Source organism: Christiangramia sp., assembly GCF_029937855.1.
Classification (GTDB): domain Bacteria; phylum Bacteroidota; class Bacteroidia; order Flavobacteriales; family Flavobacteriaceae; genus Christiangramia.
The window spans coordinates 36173-60423 of the sequence record NZ_JAPYPC010000028.1; the positions used below are offsets into that span (position 1 = coordinate 36173).

Annotated in this window: 25 protein-coding genes; 20 read left to right on the forward strand and 5 right to left on the reverse strand. The window is 33.7% G+C overall.

The window, feature by feature from the left end:
* Positions 1-14: 14 nt before the first annotated feature.
* From Q1K34_RS13905 to Q1K34_RS13920, 4 genes are all read right to left on the reverse strand, one after another.
* Positions 15-836 (reverse strand): mechanosensitive ion channel family protein, encoded by an 822-nt coding sequence (locus Q1K34_RS13905; protein WP_367183337.1) that lies wholly within the window; start codon positions 834-836, stop codon positions 15-17.
* A 70-nt stretch (positions 837-906) separates the two neighbouring features.
* Entirely contained in the window at positions 907-1404 is a 498-nt protein-coding gene (locus tag Q1K34_RS13910) for a Dps family protein (RefSeq protein ID WP_300440057.1), read from the reverse strand.
* A gap of 98 nt (positions 1405-1502) precedes the next feature.
* On the reverse strand, positions 1503-1823 hold the full coding sequence (locus tag Q1K34_RS13915) for a phosphoribosylpyrophosphate synthetase (protein ID WP_300440060.1): 321 nt from the start codon (positions 1821-1823) through the stop codon (positions 1503-1505).
* Between the two features lie 240 nt (positions 1824-2063).
* Positions 2064-2528 carry a thiol-disulfide oxidoreductase DCC family protein gene (locus Q1K34_RS13920; RefSeq protein ID WP_300440063.1) on the reverse strand — a complete coding sequence of 155 codons (465 nt, stop codon included), beginning with the start codon at positions 2526-2528 and terminating at the stop codon, positions 2064-2066.
* Positions 2529-2647: 119 nt separating this feature from the next.
* Here Q1K34_RS13920 and Q1K34_RS13925 point away from each other — a divergent pair, with 119 nt between their 5' ends.
* Positions 2648-3655 carry a LacI family DNA-binding transcriptional regulator gene (locus Q1K34_RS13925; RefSeq protein WP_300440066.1) on the forward strand — a complete coding sequence of 336 codons (1008 nt, stop codon included), beginning with the start codon at positions 2648-2650 and terminating at the stop codon, positions 3653-3655.
* A gap of 8 nt (positions 3656-3663) precedes the next feature.
* Positions 3664-4722, forward strand: coding sequence for a dTDP-glucose 4,6-dehydratase (gene rfbB, locus Q1K34_RS13930; RefSeq protein ID WP_300440069.1), 1059 nt, complete (start codon positions 3664-3666; stop codon positions 4720-4722).
* A 2-nt stretch (positions 4723-4724) separates the two neighbouring features.
* Here the strand turns inward: rfbB and Q1K34_RS13935 are convergent, their stop codons facing one another.
* Positions 4725-5696: a glycosyltransferase family 10 gene (locus Q1K34_RS13935; protein WP_300440071.1), complete on the reverse strand. Its 972-nt coding sequence runs from the start codon at positions 5694-5696 to the stop codon at positions 4725-4727.
* Positions 5697-5950: 254 nt separating this feature from the next.
* On the opposite strand from Q1K34_RS13935, the gene Q1K34_RS13940 reads away from it, so the two are divergent.
* The 18 genes from Q1K34_RS13940 (at position 5951) to Q1K34_RS14025 (ending at position 24146) form a co-directional block, all read left to right on the forward strand.
* Positions 5951-7387, forward strand: a complete 1437-nt coding sequence (locus Q1K34_RS13940) for a lipopolysaccharide biosynthesis protein (protein WP_300440074.1) — start codon at positions 5951-5953, stop codon at positions 7385-7387.
* On the forward strand, positions 7384-8466 hold the full coding sequence (locus Q1K34_RS13945; protein ID WP_300440077.1) for a DegT/DnrJ/EryC1/StrS family aminotransferase: 1083 nt from the start codon (positions 7384-7386) through the stop codon (positions 8464-8466). Before Q1K34_RS13940 ends, Q1K34_RS13945 begins: the two co-directional genes overlap by 4 nt.
* Before the next feature lie 57 nt (positions 8467-8523).
* A complete protein-coding gene (gene rfbA, locus Q1K34_RS13950) occupies positions 8524-9408 on the forward strand; it encodes a glucose-1-phosphate thymidylyltransferase RfbA (protein ID WP_300440080.1) in 885 nt (294 codons plus the stop codon).
* A gap of 72 nt (positions 9409-9480) precedes the next feature.
* The gene (locus Q1K34_RS13955) at positions 9481-10920 is read left to right on the forward strand and encodes an MBOAT family O-acyltransferase (RefSeq protein ID WP_300440083.1); all 1440 of its coding nucleotides are present in this window, start codon (positions 9481-9483) and stop codon (positions 10918-10920) included.
* Positions 10920-11783, forward strand: coding sequence for a hypothetical protein (locus tag Q1K34_RS13960; protein ID WP_300440085.1), 864 nt, complete (start codon positions 10920-10922; stop codon positions 11781-11783). The genes Q1K34_RS13955 and Q1K34_RS13960 overlap by 1 nt, the downstream gene beginning before the upstream one ends.
* Before the next feature lie 81 nt (positions 11784-11864).
* On the forward strand, positions 11865-12404 hold the full coding sequence (locus tag Q1K34_RS13965; protein WP_300440087.1) for a hypothetical protein: 540 nt from the start codon (positions 11865-11867) through the stop codon (positions 12402-12404).
* A gap of 158 nt (positions 12405-12562) precedes the next feature.
* A complete protein-coding gene (locus Q1K34_RS13970) occupies positions 12563-13561 on the forward strand; it encodes an SDR family oxidoreductase (protein WP_300440090.1) in 999 nt (332 codons plus the stop codon).
* Between the two features lie 16 nt (positions 13562-13577).
* Positions 13578-14861 carry a nucleotide sugar dehydrogenase gene (locus Q1K34_RS13975; protein WP_300440092.1) on the forward strand — a complete coding sequence of 428 codons (1284 nt, stop codon included), beginning with the start codon at positions 13578-13580 and terminating at the stop codon, positions 14859-14861.
* Positions 14862-14900: 39 nt separating this feature from the next.
* Positions 14901-16295: a UDP-glucose 6-dehydrogenase gene (locus Q1K34_RS13980; RefSeq protein ID WP_300440094.1), complete on the forward strand. Its 1395-nt coding sequence runs from the start codon at positions 14901-14903 to the stop codon at positions 16293-16295.
* A 1-nt stretch (position 16296) separates the two neighbouring features.
* Positions 16297-17301 carry an NAD-dependent epimerase gene (locus Q1K34_RS13985; RefSeq protein ID WP_300440097.1) on the forward strand — a complete coding sequence of 335 codons (1005 nt, stop codon included), beginning with the start codon at positions 16297-16299 and terminating at the stop codon, positions 17299-17301.
* A gap of 3 nt (positions 17302-17304) precedes the next feature.
* Positions 17305-18444, forward strand: a complete 1140-nt coding sequence (locus Q1K34_RS13990) for a glycosyltransferase (protein ID WP_300440100.1) — start codon at positions 17305-17307, stop codon at positions 18442-18444.
* 1 nt (position 18445) lies between these two features.
* Positions 18446-19633: a UDP-N-acetylglucosamine 4,6-dehydratase gene (locus tag Q1K34_RS13995; RefSeq protein WP_300440103.1), complete on the forward strand. Its 1188-nt coding sequence runs from the start codon at positions 18446-18448 to the stop codon at positions 19631-19633.
* Entirely contained in the window at positions 19630-20229 is a 600-nt protein-coding gene (locus tag Q1K34_RS14000; protein ID WP_300440105.1) for an acetyltransferase, read from the forward strand. The genes Q1K34_RS13995 and Q1K34_RS14000 overlap by 4 nt, the downstream gene beginning before the upstream one ends.
* Before the next feature lie 15 nt (positions 20230-20244).
* A complete protein-coding gene (locus Q1K34_RS14005; RefSeq protein ID WP_300440107.1) occupies positions 20245-21378 on the forward strand; it encodes a DegT/DnrJ/EryC1/StrS family aminotransferase in 1134 nt (377 codons plus the stop codon).
* The gene (locus Q1K34_RS14010; protein ID WP_300440109.1) at positions 21368-21976 is read left to right on the forward strand and encodes an acetyltransferase; all 609 of its coding nucleotides are present in this window, start codon (positions 21368-21370) and stop codon (positions 21974-21976) included. The genes Q1K34_RS14005 and Q1K34_RS14010 overlap by 11 nt, the downstream gene beginning before the upstream one ends.
* A gap of 61 nt (positions 21977-22037) precedes the next feature.
* Positions 22038-23060, forward strand: coding sequence for a nucleotidyltransferase family protein (locus Q1K34_RS14015; RefSeq protein ID WP_300440111.1), 1023 nt, complete (start codon positions 22038-22040; stop codon positions 23058-23060).
* Positions 23061-23119: 59 nt separating this feature from the next.
* On the forward strand, positions 23120-23374 hold the full coding sequence (locus Q1K34_RS14020; RefSeq protein WP_300440113.1) for a hypothetical protein: 255 nt from the start codon (positions 23120-23122) through the stop codon (positions 23372-23374).
* Between the two features lie 130 nt (positions 23375-23504).
* Positions 23505-24146, forward strand: a complete 642-nt coding sequence (locus Q1K34_RS14025; RefSeq protein ID WP_300440115.1) for a formyltransferase family protein — start codon at positions 23505-23507, stop codon at positions 24144-24146.
* The last annotated feature ends 105 nt before the right edge of the window (positions 24147-24251 follow it).

Genomic DNA, 24251 nt, shown 5'->3' on the forward strand with positions numbered 1-24251 from the left:
TGAGATTAATATTATCAATCTGCATTTTTATTGATAGATAATTTATTGGTAAAATCAATTGTTCTAATAGGGAATGGAATATTAATTCCTTTAGCATCGTAAGCTTTCTTAATAGCGATTATTGCAGTATTCTGTGCAACTAAAATATCGCGGTTTTTACTAACATCGGTCCAGAACCTAAGAACATAATTAATAGAACTATCACCAAATTCCTGAAACATAAGCTCGACTTCTTCATTTCCTCTCTGCGGAAAAATATCTTCAATTGTTTTGATGGTTAAATCTCTTACCATTTCAAGGTCTGAAGAATAGCCAACGCCACAATTTACAAATACTCTTGAACGAGGAGTTCTTGTGAAATTCTTAAAAGGCTCTTCAATGATCTTTCCATTTGGAATCACCACATAATTATTGTCTGATTGTTTAATTACAATATTTCTAAGGTTGATTTCCATCACAGAACCAGCAAAGCCATTAGTTTCTACCCAATCACCTATTTGAAGCTCAGGTAAAAAGCTTAAAATTAAACCTGAAAAGGTATTGTTTAAGGTTCCCTGTAGTGCAAGTCCGATTGCTAGACCTACCACACCGGCAGCTCCCAGTACAGAAGTAAGTACGGTGTCTAAATTTAAGAGACCCAGGGCGATAAAGAAACCAATAAGGATAACAATTGCTTTAATGACTTTTACAGCCATCTGCCGTATAGAATCCTGTTTAATACTCCGATGAAAAATTTTGTCGAAAATTTTTCCGACGTATTTGGCAATAAAAATAAAGATGACGAAGACCAGGATAGCTAATAGAAAGTTGGGCAGACCTAAAATTATAGTGTCCATCCAACCTTCTAATTTATCCCAGATACCTTTTATTGATTCTTGAAAGTTGAAGTCTTGCATGTATTAATGATTATTTCTTTACAGGTTTATGTTGCTCACTAGTTTTCATTTTCCATGCATCCAACATCCAACTAGTTTTTTCTAACTCACGTATGTAGGCACCTATAAGATCTATGGTTCCTTCATCGCCACCTGCATCAGCTACTTCAACCACTTTTCTCATTTGTTTTAGAAGTAAACCGTGGTCTTTCAAAAGTAACTCAATCATTTTACTATCAGAAATATCAGACGGAGATTCTTCTAGATTAGAATCTTCAAGATAATCACTGAGATTACTTGTTGGCTGATACCTCAAGGTAAGAATTCTTTCAGCAATTTCATCAACTTTAAGTTTCGCATCATCATAGAGTTCTTCAAATTTTTCATGAAGATCGAAAAAATTCTTACCTATTACATTCCAGTGAAAATTTCTTAATTTTTGATAATATAGATGATAATCTGCTAAAAGTATGTTGAGCTCCTCAACAGTTTTCTTTGTTTTGTTTGAGTCCAAACCTAAATAGTTCATAGTTTTTATTTATTGTTTTTTAAATTTCTATGCGAAAATACAATGATTGGGCGATTCGCCCAATTCGTTTTAACAGTTTAATAGAAGTTTAACTTCAGTTAATCTAATTCCCTATGATCTTTTAGATCCAGTTTATTCATCATCTTTTTGGAAATCTGTCCACTGGAAATTCCATAACCATCTACGAGGGTACCTTTGAGGTTATTTGAGGTTGTAATCGCGTAAAGTATGGCATTATCATCAGGATTGCTCATACCCTCAAAACGCAATACTTTATCCACTTCAAATTCTTCTGTGCCAAAAGTTTGTTTTTGAGATTTAAGCTCAATTTCTTCATCTAATAAATTAAAGTCTTCTTTATAACCTTCTTCCAGCTTTAATTTATTTATAGCTTGTGATAATGTACCGTAGTCTTTCATTTTTCGTTGATTTTGTTTAAAATTAAATTACACCGAAAGCTCCATTTTGGCAAAAACTACGGGATGTTTAGGATAAGTTTAACTTCATAATTAGAAAAATAAAAGTTTACTTATTTTTTCTATTAGAACTGAAAAATCCAAGAGGAATAACCAATAATAAAAAGAAATACCATCCTGTTACTATACCTATAATAGTAACTATAGCCGCGATAATATAAAACCAATAAGAGCCGGGAAGTTTCATAGAACAATTACTAATAAGCCAATTAGAAGGATGTAAAGAAACCAGTACGGTTTTAAATGCAGTGGATTTTTTCCAAATAAGGCTTTGGTAAGCTTAAAATAAAAAGACCTGTTCTTTGCAATATGATTGTATCCATGATTGCTTAAAGATCTAAATACAGAACTCGATTTATACAATTTATGCCATTTTTTATTACCGGCATGCCATAGACTGCGATAGGCAGAATCTGGGCCACTGTAAACGCTACCATCTATTTCTATGAGTCGGCTTGCTTTTTTAAATTCCTTCAAAGGAATATCTGGAAAGTGTTTAGCGAAAGCCTGGTAGGTTTCAAATAAGATCTTATCCCCGGTTTTGCTTTGCCATCTGGTTTTCCAGAATTTACAGAAACCACAATCACCATCCCAGATTAATACATTCTGAAATGGAGGATATTTAGTATGTTCTATTTTACCGAACAAATTATTTTTATTTTGAACAGTAAAGGACTGAAAAAAATAAGTTTACATCAAATCTAAAATCTTTATTTGTGCCATTTCAGTATTTTTTTTAACCTTTATAATTCATTTCTCTATTACCTATGAAAAGTAAAATCACCTTAAAAGAGCTGGCAAAGTTGCTGAATGTTAGCGTTTCAACAGTCTCGAAAGCCTTGCATGATAGCCCGGAAATAAGTCCGAAAACCTCTGAAAGGGTAAAAGAACTTGCCAGTTTACATAATTACAGGCCCAATCCGGTAGCGGTAAACCTGAAGAAAAGTAAAACGGGCACCATAGGCGTTGTAATCCCTAACATTTCCAATAGTTTTTTTGCCAGGGTACTTTCAGGAATGGAAGCGGAAGCACAAAAACACGACCAACAAATAATCACCTATATATCTAACGAATCTATAGAAAGGGAGAAGCAAATCTGTGATATGCTTACCTCTGGGCTTGTGGACGGTGTTCTCGTAGCCGTTTCAGAAGAAACTCAGAAAAAGCAGGATTATGACCATCTATTTGCTCTTCTGGATTATGAAATCCCGGTAGTGATTTACGATAGGATTAACCTTGGACTTCCAGCCGATAAGATTGGCGTGGACGATGAAAAAAGTTTTTATGATGCCACAAAATATTTCAGGGCAAAAGGAATTGAGAAAATAGGACTGGCTTCAGCGATTCACCATGTAGGTATAGGCCAGCTAAGAATAAAGGGTTATGAAAGGGCATTACAAAATGAAAGTTTGGCATTAATGGCTACCAGTACTAAAGCTACAGATCTTAAAAGAAAAATTAAAGAACTTATCACCCAAAAGAAAGTCGAAGCTTTGCTCTGTACAGATTTTGAAAGCGCTATTATGGCCAACCGCGTTGCTTATGAAGAAAAAATAAATATTCCCGAAGATCTAAAACTTATAGGATATATAAGTAAAGATATTGCGGAATTTTTAACCCCGTCTTTAAGCTATATTGAGCAACACCCGAAGGAATTAGGAATTAATGCGGTGGAAATTTTGAATAACCGCCTGGATGGAAGATATGAATCAGGTAAATTTGAAGAAAAAATAATTTCAACTACGCTAGTGCATTTAGAGTCAACGAGGTTTTAAAATTAGAAATGGTAAAAAATATAAAATCTATATTAATAACAGGAGGCGCGGGTTTTATAGGCTCACATCTAATAAGACATTTTGTTAGAAAATATCCAAATTACAACATATATAATTTAGACAGTTTGACTTATGCCGGAAATCTTGAAAATTTAAAGGATATTGAAGAGGTTTCAAATTATGAATTTATTAAGGCAGATATCACTGATGAAACGAAGATAATTGAACTTTTTCGAAAATATCAGTTTGATAAGGTGATCCATTTAGCGGCTGAATCTCATGTAGATAGATCAATTTCAGATCCATTAGCATTTGTAAAAACCAATATCATTGGGACGATTAATTTGCTGAATGCCTTTACGTCTTTGTGGAAAGGCAATTTTCAGGATAAATTATTCTATCATGTAAGCACAGATGAAGTCTATGGCAGCCTTGGTGAAACAGGCCTTTTTAAGGAAACCACCGCTTATTCCCCAAATTCCCCTTATTCAGCATCAAAAGCCGGATCAGATCACTTTGTAAGAGCCTATGGTGAAACTTATGGGATTCCATATATAATTTCTAATTGCTCTAATAACTATGGGCCTTTTCAGTTTCCTGAAAAATTAATTCCGCTAATGATCCATAACATTATACAGGGAAAAGAGTTACCTATTTATGGGGATGGTAAATATACCAGGGATTGGTTATATGTAGAAGATCATGTGGAGGCTATAGATTTGATTTTTCATAAAGCTGCCAAAGGAGAAACTTATAATATTGGCGGACTTAATGAATGGAAGAATATTGAGGTGATTAATTTTCTATGTGAGATTCTCGATGATAAATTGAACCGGGAAAAAGGATCTTCAGAAAAGTTAATTCGTTTTATTAAAGACAGGCCTGGACACGACAGGCGCTATGCAATAGATTCTACGAAGATCGAAAAAGAATTAGGCTGGAAACCAAAACATTCTTTTCAACAGGGTCTGGAAGATACCGTTTCCTGGTATATGCAGAATAAAGAATGGCTGGAAAATGTTACTTCCGGTAGGTATCTGGATTATTATAAAAAACAATATTTGTAAAATCATCTAAAGAATGAGAAAAGATTTTTCACTTTGGAATTTAATTTAACTATCGACTTTAAATTTTTCTGATATTTAGCGGTGGTACCGTATAAAGGTCTTTTTCTGGCAAGACTAATATCCTGATCAAATATTATTTTGAAAAAGTGTATTAGTTCCTTTGTGTTCAATTGCTCTGGAATTTTATTTCGCTTAAATGCCGGTTGTGCTAGCATAGCAAGATAAAGTTCTGTATTAGTGTCTATTTCCTTCACTTTTTCAATAACCTCCTCAAAATTGTTATATTCATGGCAGTTTATAAAGGCATGGTTATTAAAATCTTTTCCAACTTGGGGATTGCCCCAATAAATCGGGATCGAGTTGGCGATAAAAGCATGCATTATTTTCTCTGTAGTATAACCGGGAGATGAACTGTTCTCAAAAGCGATACTAAATTTACATTTTGATTGAAAATTCAATTTAGAATACATCCAGTCCTGCTGGAATCTTCCCCCGATATCGATTTGCATATTATTCAAATGCGATCCCGGCGAACTGACTTTTTTATATCGGTTCAACCTATAAAAAAAATCATCTCGTTGGGGAGCTGCTTCAGAGTTTGAATAAATAAAATTGCAGAAAAACTCCTTTTGGTTACTAAATTCTTCTGCAGGGCTTTCTAGTAAACTTTCAAACTGATCTTTGAATAGGGCAAAATTAGGATAACGGAGATATCTGTCGCCAAAATCAATAAAATGAAAACCAATGGCATAATCACATAAATTGAAGTTGGGAACAAGATTTTCACCTGTATAATAAATTCTAATACAATCATAGTTGAGATAATCATTGCCGTAGCATGAATAAATCAAGTAGTCGGGATTTTTTTGATTCAACTCTATGACATACATATCAGAAAGTAATGAATAGAAGTAATTCCTCTCAGCATCAAAACCTTTATAAAAATCTGTAAACCAAATTTTGATTGTTTTCATTAAATAGGTTCTATCGGGTTTCCAAACTTTATTTGAATTCTTATGTTAGAAATAAATTAATTTGAGCGCAGCTTAGCAGCTAAGTTAATAATGTTTTTAAAATATCTTCCCTGTCTATCCTCCTGATATAGTATTTATAAAATTCTATATCGAAAACCAAATTAATTTATAATATTTGGATGAGCTGATTTATTGATCATAAATTGGACTTTATAAAATAATTTAAAATATCATATGAAAAGAAAATTTTTTTAATGTCTTTAAAAAAACGAGTTACAGCCGGATTGGTATGGACTTTTACTGAGCAATTCGGCAATCAACTTATAGGTTTTGTGATTTCAGTAATTCTTGCTAGAATCTTATTACCTGAGCAATTTGGATTAATTGGTATGATTGCCGTATTTATTGCTATTGGTAATGCTTTGTTACATGCGGGATTGACAAAATCACTAATAAGAGGAAAAGATTTAGAATCTGCCGATTATTCAACAGTTTTTTATTTTAATCTTAGTGCAAGTTTCCTTATTTATTTTTTTATTTATTTTTCTGCTCCTTTAATTGCTCAATTTTATGAGGAATCAATATTGATTGGTCTTGTGAGACTTTACTGTACGACTTTTATTATCTCAGCCTTTTCTGCTGTACAATTAGCACGGTTGACAAAAAAAATGGAATTCCGAACTCAGACAATTATTGCAATTCCTTCCGCAATTGTAGGTGGATTTGTGGGTATAGTGATGGCTCTTTCGGGTTATGGCGTATGGAGTTTGGTTTGGAGCAGTATCTCAGGGGCTTTGATTAATTCTATTCTACTTTGGCTATATTCAGACTGGCGGCCAGAATTAGTTTTTGATTTTAAAAAGCTTAAGAACCATTTTAATTTTGGTTACAAATTAACCTTATCTGAACTTCTTGATAGAACATTTAGTAATTTGTTTTTAATAGCTATAGGGAAATATTTTTCCGCAGCTCAGGTAGGGTTCTACACCAGAGCAGAAACTATGAATCAGCTTCCGGTGAAGAATATTTCCAGGGCACTTGATAAAGTAACATTCCCATTATTCTCGAAAATTCAAAATGATGATAAGAGGCTCAAAAGGGTGTATGGAAAAATTTTGAAAATAATAATTTTTGTAATTACTCCATTATTAATTTATCTGGCAGTATTAGCAGAACCAATTTTTAGATTTTTATTTACTGAAAAATGGCTGCCTGCGGTACCGTATTTTCAAATACTCTGTGTTACCGGAATCCTATATCCACTACACTCCTATAATTTGGATATTTTGAATGTGAAGGGGAGGAGCGATTTGTTCCTGAAACTAGAGATATTCAAAAAAGTTTTAATCCTGCTTGTTCTTTTTATAACAATCCCCATGGGAATCATTGAATTATTGTTTGGACAAGTAATTATTTCCTTTCTCGCTTTTTTTATAAATGCTCATTATACCGGGAAATTTATTAATTATTCAGCTTTCCAACAAATATTGGATATAAGTCCAATATTAATTATAGCTGGTTTAGGCGGGGGGATAACTTTTTTAGTAGATCATTATTGGATGACAAATTACGAGGATATTTTGAGAATTTTAATCGGATTTATTTCTGGAGGAATTTTTTATATCACTATTTCGTATATATTGAAAATGGAAAGTTTGTTTGAACTTTATAAAATTATTTTGAAGAAATGATTCCGGTTACAAAAACATTTTTACCACCAAAAGAGGAATATGATGCTTTAATTCAGAAAATTTGGGATACAAACCAGATAGCGAATGGCGGTCCTTTGCATCAGGAACTTTGTCAGGCTTTAAATAATTCCCTCGCAACTGAATATATAATCTTAACTGCTAATGGCACTCTACCTATACAAATTGCTTTAATGTCTTTAGCTGCAGAGGGAGAAGTCATAACCACTCCTTTTAGTTATATAGCCACTACTTCTGCGATAATATGGCAGAACTGTACACCCGTATTTGTAGATATAGATCCAGTTTATTTAACAATAAATGAAAATAAAATTGAGGAGGCTATAACTCCAAAAACTACTGCGATTTTAGCAACTCATGTTTTTGGGAATCCTTGCGATACTGAGAAAATTCAGGAGCTAGCAAATAAGTACCGGTTAAAGGTTATTTATGATGCAGCTCATGCTTTCGGAGTTAAATATAAGGGAAAATCACTATTTAATTATGGTGATGTTAGTACCTGTAGTTTTCACGCTACCAAGATTTTTCATACGGGAGAAGGAGGAGCGATTTTTTCGCAAGATCAGCAGGTTTTTGAAGAATTATTTTATAGGCACAACTTTGGTCATAAAGGTTCTTTGGAGTATCACGGGCTAGGTATTAATGCCAAAATGAGTGATCTACAGGCAGCAATGGGACTAGCTGTCTTACCTTACGTAAAAGACTTAATTAAAAACCGGAAAGAACTAATAGGTTTATATGAACAAAATTTGGATTTTAATTCAATTGGAAAAATAAAAATCAGGAAAGATACGGAATGGAATTATAGTTATTTTCCAATTTTAGTTGAGAATGAAAAGGTCCTCTTAAAGATTCTCAAAGTTCTGAAAACATATAATATTTTTCCACGGAGATATTTTTATCCTTCTTTAAATACGTTACATTTTTTAAATTCGACTAAAATGCCTGTTTCCGAAGACGTAAGCAGGAGAGTATTATGTTTGCCATTATATCAGGGATTAAAATCTCAGGAGGTGGAAATGATTTGTCGATTAATAAATAAAGAGATGTTTAAACATTAATAATATGAAAAAAATAAGCGTTAGGCTACAAAAATTAAAAGCATTTATTCTAATTTTATGAAAGGAATCGTATTGGCAGGCGGCACAGGTTCACGTTTATTTCCAATTACCAAAGGAATATCTAAGCAACTTTTAGCTGTGTATGATAAACCAATGATCTATTATCCAATTTCTGTTTTGATGCTCGCGGGAATCAGGGAAGTTTTAATAATATCTACTCCAGAAGATCTTCCCACCTTTCAAAACTTATTAGGAGATGGGCGGGATATTGGAATGGAATTTCATTACAAAGAGCAGCCTTCTCCAAACGGACTGGCAGAAGCTTTCATTATTGGAGAAGAATTTATTGGTGATGATAGTGTTTGCCTTGTACTTGGAGATAATATTTTTTACGGTCAGGGATTTAGTTCTCTTTTAGAAAAAGCAAGAATTAATTGTGAAAGGAAAAATAGGGCCACTATTTTTGGATATTACGTGCAAAATCCAACACGTTATGGAGTTGTAGATTTTGATAAAGAGGGACACGCCTTAAATATTGAAGAGAAGCCTGAAAATCCTAAAAGTAATTTCGCGGTTACAGGATTATATTTTTATCCTAATAAAGTTATTGAAATAGCTAAAAAATGCGAGCCTAGCAAAAGAGGGGAATTGGAGATAACCAGTATAAATGAGAAATTTTTAAAAGAAAATGAATTAAATGTTGAGCTAATGGGAAGAGGGTTTGCATGGTTAGATACAGGTACTCATGATTCTTTACTGGAAGCTTCCAATTTTATTCAAACAATTGAAAAACGGCAGGGATTAAAAATCGCCTGTCTGGAGGAGATAGCTTATAGAAAAGGTTTTATTAAAAAGAAACAACTTGAAAAATTGGTCTTACAGTTTAAGAATAATGAATATGGTAAATATTTAAATGGAATATCAAAAAATATATTCAATTGATACAAAGATGAATTTACCAATTATTGTAAGTTTGTGCCCGAATAAAATTATTTTCTTTAATATTTTAAATAAATGCTGTTTAATTCCCTTGATTTTGCAATTTTTTTTCCAATTGTATTCATATTATATTGGTTTGTTTTTAATCGCAATTTAAAATGGCAGAATTTTCTCGTTGCAGGGGCAAGTTATGTCTTTTATGGATGGTGGGACTGGAGGTTTCTTTCCCTCATCTTATTCAGTACATTGGTAGATTACGCTGTAGGTAAACAATTAGATAAAACAAATAAGAACTCAGAAAGAAAAATTCTTTTATGGATCAGTATTCTGGTTAATCTTGGTTTTTTGGGGTTTTTTAAATATTATAATTTTTTTCTCGATAACTTTAAAAGTGCTTTTTCTTTTTTTGGGTCTGAAATTAATGCAAGTTCGCTGGATATTATTTTACCGGTAGGAATTAGCTTTTATACTTTTCAGACATTAAGCTATACAATTGATGTGTATAAAAAAAGGCTAGAACCATCCCGTGATTTTATTTCCTTTATGGCATATGTAAGTTTTTTTCCGCAATTGGTTGCCGGCCCCATTGAAAGAGCTACAAATTTATTACCTCAGTTTTATAAACATCGCAAATTTAAATACCCTGAGGCTGTAAATGGGATGCGTCAGATCTTATGGGGATTATTTAAAAAAATTGTAATAGCCGATAATTGTGCCTTATATGCAAATCAAATTTTCGAAAATTCGGCAGATTTACCAGGAAGCACTCTGTTCTTAGGGGCTTTATTTTTTACTTTTCAGATCTATGGTGATTTTTCAGGCTATTCTGATATAGCCATAGGGACAGCAAGACTTTTTGGTTTTAATCTAATGCAAAATTTTGCGTTTCCCTATTTTTCAAGGGATATCGCTGAATTCTGGAGGCGCTGGCATATTTCTTTATCTACCTGGTTTAGGGATTATTTATACATCCCCCTTGGGGGAAGTAGAGGTGGCATTTGGATGAAGGTGCGAAATACGTTTATAATTTTTTTAGTGAGTGGTTTCTGGCATGGTGCGAACTGGACGTTTATAGTTTGGGGAGCACTGAATGCTATTTATTTTTTACCGCTTTTACTTATGAAAAAGAATCGTCAGAATATTGAGGTCGTAGCTTATAATTCATTATTTCCGAATGTAAAGGAACTTTTCAATATGCTATTAACCTTTAGTTTAACGGTGTTCGCCTGGGTTTTCTTTAGAGCTGAAAATATAGGTCATGCATTTGATTATCTAAATAGAATCTTTTCGCTTTCAATTCTGGAAAAACCAGAATTATTTCCTAAAGAACTACTTTTTCTATTAGTAATGTTTGTAATAATGGAATGGCTGGGAAGGAAAGGTGAATATGCAATAGAACGGATTTCTTTTGGTCTTCCAAAACCATTCAGGTGGGTGACCTATGCCTTTTTAGTTATTTTCATTTTCCTTTTCAATAGTTCATCGAATGTTGAATTTATTTATTTCCAGTTTTAATGAAATTGTTTATTATAAAAATATTGCTTTTTTCAGGAATGATTTTCCTTATAAATTTAGGCGTGAAGTTGTTATTGGATAATTTGTATTTCAAGGAATATAATGAGGTTCATTTAAATGCCCGAACTTATTTACTTTCAGACTCTCATGGTGCAGCGATTGGGGAGTTTAAAGATTCCACCATTTATAATTTTTCCTCACCAAGTGATTCTTATTTCGATATAGAAACTAAACTAAAGTACTTAATAAGAAACTCAAAGGTTGAAAGGGTTTTGCTAACAGTTGATGAGCACACTTTATCACCTTATCGTAAATCTTTAAATAATTTAGATAGATCCGTGTATTTTTCTTCAAAAGAAGATTTTTTAAATTTTTTTAGTTTTGTGTGGCATAGATATGTGAAATATAATTTGGTGCTTTTGAATCCAAAATATGGACCTATAATTAAAAATTATTTGAAATCCTTGGTCGGAATTACTTCAGCAAACTTAAATGAAAAATCATGGAATGAGGTACCTGTTAACCAAAGGATTAAATTTTCATTAAAACGATATGCTGATCAATTTGTATTTGATCATTCTTCTAAGGGACTTTCAAACTCTTTAAAGAGGATTATTTATTTATCTAAAACCAATAATATTGAATTAATAGGTATTAAATTTCCGATAACCGAGGAATATCGACAAATTATTGGAGAAAAAAATTATCGCGCTGATTCCTTTTTGAACAAAAATGGTTTTGAAATTTATAACTTTAATTCTAAAGAGTTGAGTGATCCCAAATATTTTAAAGATCAGGATCATTTAAATCAATTGGGAGCTAATATATTTAAGGAAGCTATTTTAGATTCATTATCATACTGATTTATTAATAATTATTTTCGATTTTTGGCACACCCGAAGGGCTTTAAGCCTTATCTTACGATTTTTTACAATCCTTTTTTCTTGGTTTTATTTTCTATATATCTGGTAATTCTGGTAAGCATTGCCCGAAAAATATATGATAATCTGGGCGTTAAAGCTGACCATCCTGTGGATAAAGAAATGCTTAATCTGGTTGAGAAAGATTTCATTGTAACCCCTTCCCCAAATTTCAGGTATAGTTACTCTATTATGCGAGAGGGAGTTGTTCAGCATTTAGATAGAGATTACACATATGATATAGTGCCGAAAGAATTGGAAAATGGAATTCTTTTTCAGGGAATACATAGATTACCCAAGGGAACATCCTTCTTAATTGAATTGAAAAAACCTGCAACAGTATATTTCATTTTTCATCAATCTTCAGACGGTGGGTACTCTAAGATTTTCCCCTATTTAGAAGGTTGGCAAAAATGTGGATTAGCTCCAAAATATGATATAAGTAATGGAGCCCATGGATTGAATATGAGCATGTATAAATTAGATGGAAAAACAGGGACTTATAATATAAACCCTTCAAATGAAGAGAGGGGTTGCGTTAGTATTGTTTTTAAACTCTTGTAAGTTTTAATACTTCACCTACAATTAAATTATCATAAGAGGGGCGTGAAATTAAACATCTGAGAAATCCTTTACTTTTGGCAATTCTTTAAGAACAACATCTTTAAATCTTAACTGAGATAATATATATTTGCAAAATCAAAATTGTTAAAGAAAATACCTTGATTATTGAATCTCAGAAAGAAAAAATCTCTTCTTCAAAAATTCTTGTGACTGGCGGAGCTGGTTTTATAGGCTCCAATCTTTGTGAAGTTTTACTGCAATTAGGCGCCCAAGTTACCTGTTTGGATAATTTCGCTACGGGGTATCGCAGCAATCTTGATAAGATCATAAACCATAAAAATTTCACTTTAATTGAAGGCGATATCCGCGACCTGGAAACTTGCCAGAAAGCATGTGAGAACATGGACTTCATCCTGCATGAAGCTGCCTTAGGTTCAGTGCCCAGATCACTAAAAGATCCTATTACCAGCAATGAGGTGAATGTTACCGGATTTCTTAATATGCTTATTGCTGCCAGGGATAATACTATAAAGCGCTTTGTATATGCGGCCAGCTCTTCAACTTATGGAGATTCTAAATCTTTACCTAAAGTAGAGGATAAAATTGGGAAGCCTTTATCTCCTTATGCCATTACAAAATATGTAAATGAGCTGTATGCAGATAATTTTCATAAATCATATAACCTGGATACTATAGGCTTGCGATATTTTAATGTTTTTGGTAGAAAGCAGGATCCTAATGGAGCTTATGCCGCCGTAATACCAAAATTTGTAATGCAATTTATGGCGCATGAAAGTCCTATAATCAATGGAGATGGGACCTACTCGAGGGATTTCACTTATATAGATAATGTGATCCAGATGAACTTGTTGGCCATTACCACAGAAAATGCAGCGGCTGTCAATGAAGTATATAATACCGCGGTGGGGGATAGAACAAATTTGGTAGAACTTACAGAGCTTTTAAAAAAATATCTTTCAAAATTTGATCCTGAAATTGCTAAGATCGAAGTTGGACATGGACCAAATCGTCCTGGAGATATCCCACATTCCTTAGCTTCCGTTGAAAAAGCCAAAAATTTATTAGGCTACACTCCAACTCATAAATTAGATGCAGGTTTAAAAGAAGCGGTGGAATGGTATTGGGAGAATTTATAATTAAATATTTATTTTAATGAACAAAAACGCTAAAATAGCAGTTATTGGTCTTGGGTATGTAGGTTTGCCTCTGGCTCGTTTGTTCGCTACAAAATATTCAGTCGTTGGATTTGATATTAATGAAGCGAGGGTAAAAGAATTAATGAATGGAACAGACTCCACTTTAGAAGTAGAGGATGATTTGTTGCAATCGGTTTTAAAAAATTCTTCCACAGAAGATAATGGTTTGTATTGTTCAACAGATCTGAGCGATCTTGAAGATTGTAATTATTATATAATCACTGTTCCTACACCGGTTGATAAAAATAACAGACCAGATCTCACTCCTTTATATAAGAGTAGTGAAACAGTGGCTAAAGTCCTGAAGAAGGGAGATATCGTGGTGTACGAGTCTACAGTATATCCGGGTGTAACCGAGGAAGAATGTGTTCCGGTTCTGGAAAAGCATAGCGGTTTAAAATTCAATAAAGATTTTTATGTTGGATATTCTCCTGAGCGAATTAACCCTGGAGACAAAGAGCATACGGTTGAAAAGATATTAAAGGTAACGGCCGGATCCACCCCCGAAATTGGGAAACAGGTCAATGATCTTTATGCAGAGGTTATTACCGCCGGGACTTATTTAGCTCCAACAATAAAAGTAGCGGAAGCGGCAAAAGTAATTGAGAACTCCCAACGTGATATCAATATAGCTTTCGTAAATGAGTTGGCTAAAATATTTAATATGATGGGGATAGATACCCAGGATGTCCTGGAAGCTGCAGGGACTAAGTGGAATTTTTTACCATTCAAACCGGGATTAGTTGGAGGTCATTGTATTGGTGTAGATCCATACTATCTGGCGCAAAAAGCTCAGGAAATAGGTTATCATCCTGAAATTATTCTGGCAGGTAGAAGGATGAATGATTCTATGGGGCAATATGTGGCTTCAGAAGTTGTTAAATTGATGCTTCAGCATGATATTAAGGTAAAGGGGTCCAAAATTCTCGTTCTAGGTATAACTTTTAAGGAAAACTGTCCTGATGTACGTAATACAAAAGTAGTAGATGTAATAAAGAGTCTTAAAGAATATGGTGTAGAAATTACTATATATGATCCTCTGGCAAATGCAGAGGAAGTTAAACATGAATATGGGCTTGAAACGGTAAACAAATTACCTTCGGAAAAATTTGATGCGGTAGTACTGACCGTCGCTCATAAGGAATTTATGGAAATGGATCTTGATCAGCTGAAAAATGGTAGTACTGTTGTTTATGATGTGAAGGGGGTGTTGGGTGATAAGTGTGATCGAAAATTATAATAAAAAGTAGTTTAAAGCCATAAGCTAAAAGCTTAAAAAATGAAAATAAAAAACATTTGCTGCATCGGTGCAGGTTACGTAGGAGGACCAACGATGGCGGTAATCGCTCAGAAATGTCCTGAAATTAATGTAACCGTTGTAGATATAAATGAAAAAAGGATTGCTGCCTGGAATGATAATGATGTTGATAATATACCAATTTATGAGCCGGGATTATCTAAGATAGTGGCAGAAGCAAGAGGTAGAAATCTTTTCTTTTCTACTGATGTGGATGCTGCAATTGATAAGGCAGACATGATCTTTATTTCGGTAAATACACCTACTAAAACTTATGGAATAGGAAAGGGAATGGCTGCCGATTTAAAATTCATTGAATTGTGTGCGAGACAAATTGCTCGGGTCTCCACTTCAGATAAAATTGTAATTGAAAAATCCACACTTCCAGTCAGAACTGCTGAAACTTTAAAAAATATCCTGGATAATACAGGAAATGGAGTAAATTATCAAATCCTTTCTAATCCTGAATTTTTAGCTGAAGGAACTGCAGTAGACGACCTTATGAACCCAGATAGGGTTTTAATTGGTGGAGATATCGAAACTGAGAAAGGTAAAGAAGCTGTCCAGGCTTTAGTAGATGTTTATGCACATTGGGTGCCAAATGAAAGAATTCTTACCACCAACGTTTGGTCTTCTGAGTTATCAAAACTTACGGCAAACGCATTTTTGGCTCAGAGAGTCTCTAGTATTAACGCCATGAGCGAGTTATGTGAGAAAACCGGAGCAGATGTAAATGAGGTTGCCAAAGCGGTAGGAATGGATTCGAGAATTGGTTCAAAATTCCTCAAATCTTCGGTTGGTTTTGGAGGATCTTGTTTTCAAAAGGATATCCTGAACCTTGTTTATATCGCCAAGTCTTTTGGCCTTCATGAAGTAGCGGACTATTGGGAGCAGGTGATTCTTATGAACGATCATCAGAAAAGGAGATTTGCTGCCAATATCGTTAAAACCCTGTTTAATACAGTTTCCGGCAAGAAGATTGCAATCCTTGGCTGGGCATTTAAGAAGGATACTAATGACACCAGGGAATCGGCTGCCATTTATGTTGCCGATTATTTATTAAATGAACAGGCAGAGATCGTAGTATACGATCCCAAAGTAAAATCGGAACAGATATATACCGATCTTGATTACCTGAATTCCCGTGCCGAAAAAGAGAACAGAACGCATGTGACTATAGTTGGGAATCCTTATGAGGCAGCTAAAGACTCGCATGCCATAGCGCTTCTTACCGAATGGGATGAGTTTAATGAACTGGACTGGAAAAAGATATATGATGATATGTTAAAACCAGCTTTTCTTTTTGATGGTAGAAGACTGCTAGAAAGAAAAACTAAAGAAAAGATTGGGTTTGAATTTTACGCGATAGGAAATTAACATGGAAATATTAGTTACAGGTGCTGCTGGATTTATTGGTTTTCATCTATCAAAGAAGTTGGTAGAGGCGGGGCATAATGTGGTTGGTTTGGATAATATCAATAATTATTATGATCCCCAACTAAAGTATGACCGGCTAAAAGAACTAGGGATATCAGAGAAGGATGCCATAAAATTCAATAATATCTGCAAGAGCAGTAAATTTAAAAACTTTGAGTTCATAAGATTAAACCTTGAAGATCGGGGAAATCTTCCAAAATTATGTGCAAGTTTTCGATTTGATAAGGTAGTAAATCTTGCCGCACAGGCAGGAGTTCGTTATAGTATTGAGAATCCTGAGGCTTATATAGATAGCAACCTGGTAGGTTTTTCCAATTTACTGGAATGTTGTCGGCAATATAAAGTAAGTCATTTAATTTATGCCAGTAGTTCCAGCGTATATGGGCAAAATAAAAAAGTTCCTTTTTCTACTGATGATAATGTAGACCATCCTATTAGTTTGTATGCAGCTACCAAGAAAAGTAATGAATTAATGGCTTATACCTATAACCATTTATACGGTTTTAAAACTACCGGTTTGCGATTCTTTACCGTTTATGGTCCATTTGGCCGGCCAGATATGGCCATGTTCCTTTTTACCGATGCGATAATTAATAATAGGCCAATCAAAGTATTTAATGAAGGATATTTAGAGAGAGACTTTACTTATATCGATGATATCGTGGAAGGTGTTTTTCAGGTGATAAAAAATTCAGATAATAAAAAGGATTATAAACTTTATAATATTGGAAATAGTAAACCGGTGAATTTGCTTGAATTTATTCATGAAATAGAAAAAAAGCTTGGAATTCTCGCGAAGAAAGAAATGTTGCCAATGCAACCAGGCGATGTGGTAAGAACCTGGGCAGATGTTGGTGCTCTGGAAAAGGATTATAATTATAAACCTTCAATGTCTATAAAATTAGGGATTGAAAGATTTATTGAATGGTATAAAAGTTATTATTAATTAGTGAAAAAAGTTCTGTATTTATTAGATACTATTCAAACCGGGGGAGCGGAAAAAAGCCTAGCTCTTATAGCCTCTTATTTTGAAGAATATGAGGCGGTGTTTGTGCAGATATATAAAGGGGATAATACAATTCCTCCAAATACCACATTTGAGAATTTCAAAATAGTAAAATTAAATATTATCGGGAAGTATAATTTTAATGAAGCGGTTAAAGCTCTGATTCCTATTTTTAAGAAGGAAAGACCAACTATCATTCATAGTGCATTATTCCGGGCAGATATTATTTCCCGGAAAATGAAAAGAATTTTCCCGCAAATTCCACTAATTAATAGCTTTGTTAATAATTCTTATGCTAAAGTTCGTTATGAAAAACTTGATTTCGAGCATAAAGTGAAATTAAAGTTAATCGAATGGTATGATCGTTGGACGGCGAATAGAGTGGATCTCTTTTTTTCAAACTCTCATACCATAAGCCAATCTAATATTAAAGCCCTTAAAATAAATCCGGAAAAAGTAAAAGTTGTATTTAGAGGAAGAATAATAGATGATATAAAATTACAATCCGGTAAAAAGAAGATTTTTCTCGACGAAATTAACCTCCATAATCGGAATATTTTAATCAATGTAAGCCGATTACTCGATCGGAAAGGGCAGCTGGACTTGATAAATGCAATGCCAGGCATTATTAAGAAGTTTCCAAATTCCATCTTATTGATAGTTGGAGAGGGGAACTATCGGAAGAGGCTGGAAAAGGCGATCAGGGAACTAAATCTAAAAGGCTATGTTTTTTTATTAGGTTATAGAAAGGATATAAATGAATTACTTTCCATTTCAAATGTTTTTGTGTTTCCTTCATATTATGAAGGCCTACCTGGGGCGTTGATCGAAGCGATGATAGCGGGTATACCGATTGTTTGTTCAGACATTCCAGAAAATAAAGAATGTGTTAATGAAGAATCTGCAGTCTTTTTTAAATCTGGAAATATACATGACCTTGAAAAAAAACTAAAACTTATTTTAGACGCACCGGAAGAAACATTGGTTAATATTGCTGCACAAAGACAGGCAAGAGAAAAATTTGATGTAAGAAAAATTGCCGCTGAATACGAAAATATATATAAATCTCTCTATATAAAATAATATGGATATACTTTCACTTATTGGAAGAAATACAGGATTATTTATTGAAGATATTGATAAATATAATGGGAAATTGAATAAAATAATTTCTAAATCCTCTTTTCTGGTGCTAGGTGGTGCTGGATCAATTGGACAGGCGGTCACCAAAGAAATATTCAAAAGAAATCCTTTAAAACTACATGTTGTTGATATTAGTGAAAATAATATGGTAGAGTTGGTAAGGGATATTCGCAGTTCCTTCGGTTATATAGATGGAGATTTCCAAACGTTTGCTCTTGATATTGGTTCCATGGAGTACGATGCATTTATAGAATCTGATGGTAAGTATGACTATATTTTGAATCTCTCTGCCTTAAAGCATGTGCGTAGTGAGAAAGACCCTTTTACCTTGATGAGGATGATTGATGTTAATATCTTTAATACAGATAAGACCATTGGGCAGAGTATAAAGAATGGTGCAAACAAATATTTTTGTGTATCCACTGATAAAGCTGCTAATCCTGTAAATATGATGGGGGCTTCAAAACGTATTATGGAAATGTTTTTAATGCGAAGAAGTGAAAGTATTGAAATATCCACTGCTCGTTTTGCTAATGTAGCCTTTTCAGATGGTTCTCTTTTGCATGGCTTTAACCAGCGTATTCAGAAAAAACAACCAATTGTTGCACCTAATGATGTCAAACGTTATTTTGTGACACCTCAGGAAAGTGGAGAACTTTGTCTGATGTCCTGTATTTTTGGCGATAATAGAGATATATTTTTTCCTAAACTTAGTGAGAAACTACATTTGATTTCTTTTGCGGATATTGCTGTTAAATTTCTTAAGCAAGGAGGTTATGATGCCTATCTATGTAAAGATGAAGATGAAGCAAGGGATCTTGTCCATACTCTTCCACAACAAAATAAATGGCCGTGCTTATTTACCAGAAGTGATACTACCGGAGAAAAGGACTTTGAAGAGTTTTTTACCGATAGTGAGACTCTGGATCTTGAAAAATTTAAGAATATGGGAATTATAAAAAATGTTTTGAATGTAGAGAATGAAAAACTTCAAAGATTTGAGAATGTGATAGGAGAATTTCGAAAGAAACATCAATGGACCAAAGAGGAGGTTGTTGAACTTTTCTTTTATATGATTCCAAACTTCGGGCACCTGGAAACAGGAAAGTACCTGGATAGTAAAATGTGAGATTAATTTTGAGTGTAAGACCTGAAATAGTTTTAGTTGGTGGGGGTGGTCATTGCCATTCTGTGCTGGATGTTATTGAACAGGAGAATAGGTTCAAAATAAAGGGAATTATTGATAATAATCTCCCCGTCAATTATAACGTTCTTAACTATAAGATTATAGGTGGGGATGATGATATTGTAGACCTAGCTAAAGATCAGGTTTACTTTTTAATTACCGTTGGTCAAATTAAATCTTATTCAGTAAGGCTGAAGCTTGCAAAACTTTTGCAGAAGCATGAATGTAAAATTGCTTCTGTTGTATCCCCAAGAGCCTATGTTTCCCAACATGCTAAAATTGGGAGGGGTACTGTTGTAATGCATAATGCTTTCGTGAATGCTAATGTAGAAATAGGAGATTATTGTATTATCAATACTAATGCTGGAATTGAGCATGATTCAATTATAGGAGATTTTTGTCATGTTTCTACAGGAGCCATTGTTAACGGAGATTGCGAGGTAGGAGATGGATGTTTTTTTGGTAGTAATTCTACCATATCAAACGGAAAGATAGTAAAAACGAATTCTATAATAGGAGCTGGTAGCTTCCATAAATAAGAAAATAACACTTAAATGAACTATAAAATACCATTATTTGATCTTAATTATGACGATAAAGAGGAGAGAGCTGTAATTGACGTTCTGCGCTCCAAATGGATTTCTACAGGACCTAAATCACAGAAACTGGAAGAAATGTTTTGTGAATACTTTAATGTTGAACATGCGGTAAGTTTGACCAATTGCACCGTAGCTTTACATCTAGCTATGGAAGTTTTGGAAATCCAGGAGGGCGATGAAGTAATTTGCCCTTCATTTACTTTCGTTGCAACAGCCAACGCAATCAAATATGTTGGAGCTACTCCAGTATTTGCAGATATAATAAGTGAAGATAATCTTACAATAGATCCTGAACATATAAAAAAACTTATTACAGAAAGAACTAAGGCAATTATTGTAATGCATTATGCTGGATTTACCTGTAATATGGACGAAATATTGGCTATTGCCCACGAACATAATCTTAAGGTTGTAGAGGATGCCTGTCACGGCCCTCTCTCTGAATATAAGGGTAAAAAACTGGGAACAATTGGAGATGTGGGATGTTTCAGTTTCTTTAGCAATAAGAATTTAAGTACAGGAGAGGGGGGGATGTTCCTCACTAACAACAAGGAACTTGCAGAAAAAGCAAAACTATTACGTTCTCATGGGATGACAACCATGTCTTATAACCGTGCAAAGGGACATTCAACTTCATATGATGTGGTGAAATTAGGATACAATTACAGGATGGATGATATAAGAGCTAGCCTTGGTATCGTTCAGTTAGAAAAACTTCCGGAGGATCTGAAGAAAAGATATAAAGTGAGATCAGTTTACGAAAAAGCTTTGGAATCAGTAAATAATGTTATTGTTCCCTTTAAGGATCACCCCTATTTCAGTTCAAACTATATCTTTCCTATAGTTCTTTCTGAATCGGTAGAAAAGTCAAGAGACGAGATCAGGGATATGCTTCATGATTCTGGAATACAGACCAGTGTCCATTATCCTCCTGTTCATTTATTCGATATTTATTATAATGAAGAAGAAAGAGGATTAAGGAAAACCGAATCGATATACAACAGGTTAATTACCCTACCAATGTATGGAAACCTAACAGAAGAGAAGGTGGAATATATTTCTAAGAAACTAAAAGAGTATGCAGTCTAAACAAGTTATTCTAATTGGTGGTTTTCATGAGGTTATTGAGCAGATTTTTGCTTTGGACCTGAAGTTGATGGGAATCATAGATAATAATAAAACGGGAGAATATTATGGTATTCGGGTACTGGGAAGTGATAAGCAAGCTCAATCTATCCTGGAAAGTTACCTCGATAGTAAGTTGATCATCACTCCGGATAAAGGAATAACACGAAAGAAACTTTTTAAAGAATATTCTCGTTTTAATAATAACTTTTTTACACTGGTTTCAAAATATTCAATGATTTCAAGGTTTTCTGATATTGGGAATGGCTGTATAATCAGTCAAAGCACACATATTTCAGCTGGAGTTGAAATTGGAAAATTTTGTAAAATAAATGTTGGAGCTAACATAATGCACGACTCCAAAATAGGAGATTACTCCACTATAGCTCCCAATGCAGTTGTGCTGGGGAATGTAGAAATCGGGACAAATTGCTATATAGGGGCAAATAGCACAATTATGCCAAATGTGAAAATTGGGGATAATGTGACCGTTGGTGCAGGAGCCGTTGTTACCAAAAATGTCGAGAATAATAAAATAGTTAAGGGGATACCCGCCAAGTAAAAGATATATGGATAATTGGAAGAAATTAATAATTGAGCCCGAAAAAAACATAAGGTCTGCTATGCAGCATATGGATGAGGTAAGATCAAAACTACTTTTTGTATGTAATAATAATAAGTTCATGTCGGTTCTGAGTATTGGTGATATCCAGAGAGCAATACTATCTAATCATTCATTGGATGCAGAAATAAATTCCATTTTAAGGGATAGGGTTATTATTGCATCAGATCAGGATAATGTAGAAGATATTCGTAATCTTATGCTTCAGCATCGTATTGAAGCTATGCCAATAGTTGATGATGAGAAAAATGTTGCAGATGTAATTTTCTGGGATCAGATTTTTTCTGAAAAAAAAGAGAGGGTGGATACACTTCCTGATATTCCTGTAGTGATTATGGCAGGGGGGAAGGGAACCCGTTTAAAACCTATTACAAATATTATCCCTAAACCCCTTATTCCTCTTGGGGAGAAACCGATATTGGAATGGATAATAGATTCTTTTAATGAAGTTGGGGTAACGAATTTTCATCTGACAGTAAATTACAAACAAGATATGATTCGTAGCTATTTTGCGCATCCATCCGAAACGAATTATAACATCAGTTATTTTGAAGAGAACAAACCTCTTGGTACTGCCGGGAGCCTTCATCTTTTAAAAGGTAAGCTAAAAGAAACTTTTTTTGTTACTAATTGCGATATCCTCATCAAGGATGATTATTCTGAAATGCTGAAATATCATAAGTCTAATGGAAATGAACTCACAGCGGTAAGTGCAGTAAAGCACTTTAAGATCCCTTATGGTACCCTTGAGTTTGGAGAGAATGGTGTATTGGAAAAAATAAAGGAAAAGCCTGAGTATACCTTTTTTATTAATGCAGGAATGTATATCCTTGAACCTCACCTTCTGGAGGAGATTCCTGAAGATGAATTTTTCCACATTACTGCACTTATTGAAAAGATAATGGAAAGGAATGGAAAAGTGGGAATTTTCCCTGTAAGTGAAGGGAGTTGGATGGATATTGGTCAATGGGATGAGTATAATAAGACCTCAAAGAAATTGGGTTTTGGCGGAATAAATCTGTAGATTTTGAAGAAAGAAACGTTCTTGTCACCGGGATAGGGCAGGTAAATTACAATTATATAGTGAAATTAGAAAAAGACTTCTGGAGACCTGAAAAAAGAAATAATGTGAGATCGGCTTACGAAATTGCTTTGGAGTCAGTAGATTATATTCTTGTTCCCTTTAAGAGTCATTCCTATTTCAGTTCAAACTATATCTTTCCTTTAGTTCTTTCTGAAACTATAGAAAAGTTAAGAGACGGGATCAGGGATATGCTTCATAAATCTGTAATACAGACCAGTATCTTTGCACTTTGTCCATTTATTCCATATTTATAAAGAAAAAAAGATAGAGAGTTGAAATAAACAGAACCGGTTTATAAAAGATTAATTACCTATCCATGTATGGTAATTTAAAGAATAAAGATGTTAATTAAATTACTCAAATCTTTAATGATATTTTAAATAAATGAATATAATTATTTATACTGATTCAGTGAATAGTTGGTTTGTGCCGTATGGTAATAAATTAAAAAAAGCATTGTTGGAACAGGGACATAGCGTAAAGTATGTATACAAATCACAGGAATTATATCCCTGTGATATTATGTTTCTACTTAGTTGTACTAAACTTCTTTCAAGGAAATATCTTCAACCAAATAAAAATAATATAGTAGTTCATGCTAGTGATTTACCTCATGGAAAAGGTTTTTCTCCCATGCAATGGCAAATTTTAGAAGGTAAAAATCAAATACCCATAACCCTATTCGAAGCTGTTGAGGGGGTGGATTCTGGTCCTTTTTATTTAAAGGATATGATAGAATTTGAAGGGCATGAATTACTTAATGAACTTCGGGAAAAAATGGCATTAAAAATTATCCAAATGTGTCTAAGATTCGTGAATGAATATGGTAAACTCAGATCACAACCTCAAATTGGCGAATCCTCTCTTTATAAAAAAAGAATGACTCAAGATGACCAGTTAGATATCTCAAAAAGTATAGCTAGTCAGTTTAACCATTTCCGAATTGCACATAATGAAAATCATCCTCTTTATTTTAAATATTTAGGTCATAAATACTATTTGAAAATCATAAAAGAAAGTAATTAAATATTCTTTTTTCAAATGTAGTTTTAAATAAAAAAATATCCGTATGAACGATTGGAAGAAATTAATAATTGAGCCCGAAAAAAACATAAGGTCTGCTATGCAGCA

What these genes read in the sequence shown, in the direction of transcription:
- Q1K34_RS13905 (WP_367183337.1), bottom strand. Translation starts at nt 836, where the DNA reads ATGGACACTATAATTTTAGGTCTGCCCAACTTTCTATTAGCTATCCTG.
- Q1K34_RS13910 (WP_300440057.1), bottom strand. Translation starts at nt 1,404, where the DNA reads ATGAACTATTTAGGTTTGGACTCAAACAAAACAAAGAAAACTGTTGAG.
- Q1K34_RS13915 (WP_300440060.1), bottom strand. Translation starts at nt 1,823, where the DNA reads ATGAAAGACTACGGTACATTATCACAAGCTATAAATAAATTAAAGCTG.
- Q1K34_RS13925 (WP_300440066.1), top strand. Translation starts at nt 2,648, where the DNA reads ATGAAAAGTAAAATCACCTTAAAAGAGCTGGCAAAGTTGCTGAATGTT.
- rfbB (WP_300440069.1), top strand. Translation starts at nt 3,664, where the DNA reads ATGGTAAAAAATATAAAATCTATATTAATAACAGGAGGCGCGGGTTTT.
- Q1K34_RS13935 (WP_300440071.1), bottom strand. Translation starts at nt 5,696, where the DNA reads ATGAAAACAATCAAAATTTGGTTTACAGATTTTTATAAAGGTTTTGAT.
- Q1K34_RS13940 (WP_300440074.1), top strand. Translation starts at nt 5,951, where the DNA reads ATGTCTTTAAAAAAACGAGTTACAGCCGGATTGGTATGGACTTTTACT.
- Q1K34_RS13945 (WP_300440077.1), top strand. Translation starts at nt 7,384, where the DNA reads ATGATTCCGGTTACAAAAACATTTTTACCACCAAAAGAGGAATATGAT.
- rfbA (WP_300440080.1), top strand. Translation starts at nt 8,524, where the DNA reads ATGAAAGGAATCGTATTGGCAGGCGGCACAGGTTCACGTTTATTTCCA.
- Q1K34_RS13955 (WP_300440083.1), top strand. Translation starts at nt 9,481, where the DNA reads ATGCTGTTTAATTCCCTTGATTTTGCAATTTTTTTTCCAATTGTATTC.
- Q1K34_RS13960 (WP_300440085.1), top strand. Translation starts at nt 10,920, where the DNA reads ATGAAATTGTTTATTATAAAAATATTGCTTTTTTCAGGAATGATTTTC.
- Q1K34_RS13975 (WP_300440092.1), top strand. Translation starts at nt 13,578, where the DNA reads ATGAACAAAAACGCTAAAATAGCAGTTATTGGTCTTGGGTATGTAGGT.
- Q1K34_RS13980 (WP_300440094.1), top strand. Translation starts at nt 14,901, where the DNA reads ATGAAAATAAAAAACATTTGCTGCATCGGTGCAGGTTACGTAGGAGGA.
- Q1K34_RS13985 (WP_300440097.1), top strand. Translation starts at nt 16,297, where the DNA reads ATGGAAATATTAGTTACAGGTGCTGCTGGATTTATTGGTTTTCATCTA.
- Q1K34_RS13995 (WP_300440103.1), top strand. Translation starts at nt 18,446, where the DNA reads ATGGATATACTTTCACTTATTGGAAGAAATACAGGATTATTTATTGAA.
- Q1K34_RS14005 (WP_300440107.1), top strand. Translation starts at nt 20,245, where the DNA reads ATGAACTATAAAATACCATTATTTGATCTTAATTATGACGATAAAGAG.
- Q1K34_RS14010 (WP_300440109.1), top strand. Translation starts at nt 21,368, where the DNA reads ATGCAGTCTAAACAAGTTATTCTAATTGGTGGTTTTCATGAGGTTATT.
- Q1K34_RS14015 (WP_300440111.1), top strand. Translation starts at nt 22,038, where the DNA reads ATGCAGCATATGGATGAGGTAAGATCAAAACTACTTTTTGTATGTAAT.
- Q1K34_RS14025 (WP_300440115.1), top strand. Translation starts at nt 23,505, where the DNA reads ATGAATATAATTATTTATACTGATTCAGTGAATAGTTGGTTTGTGCCG.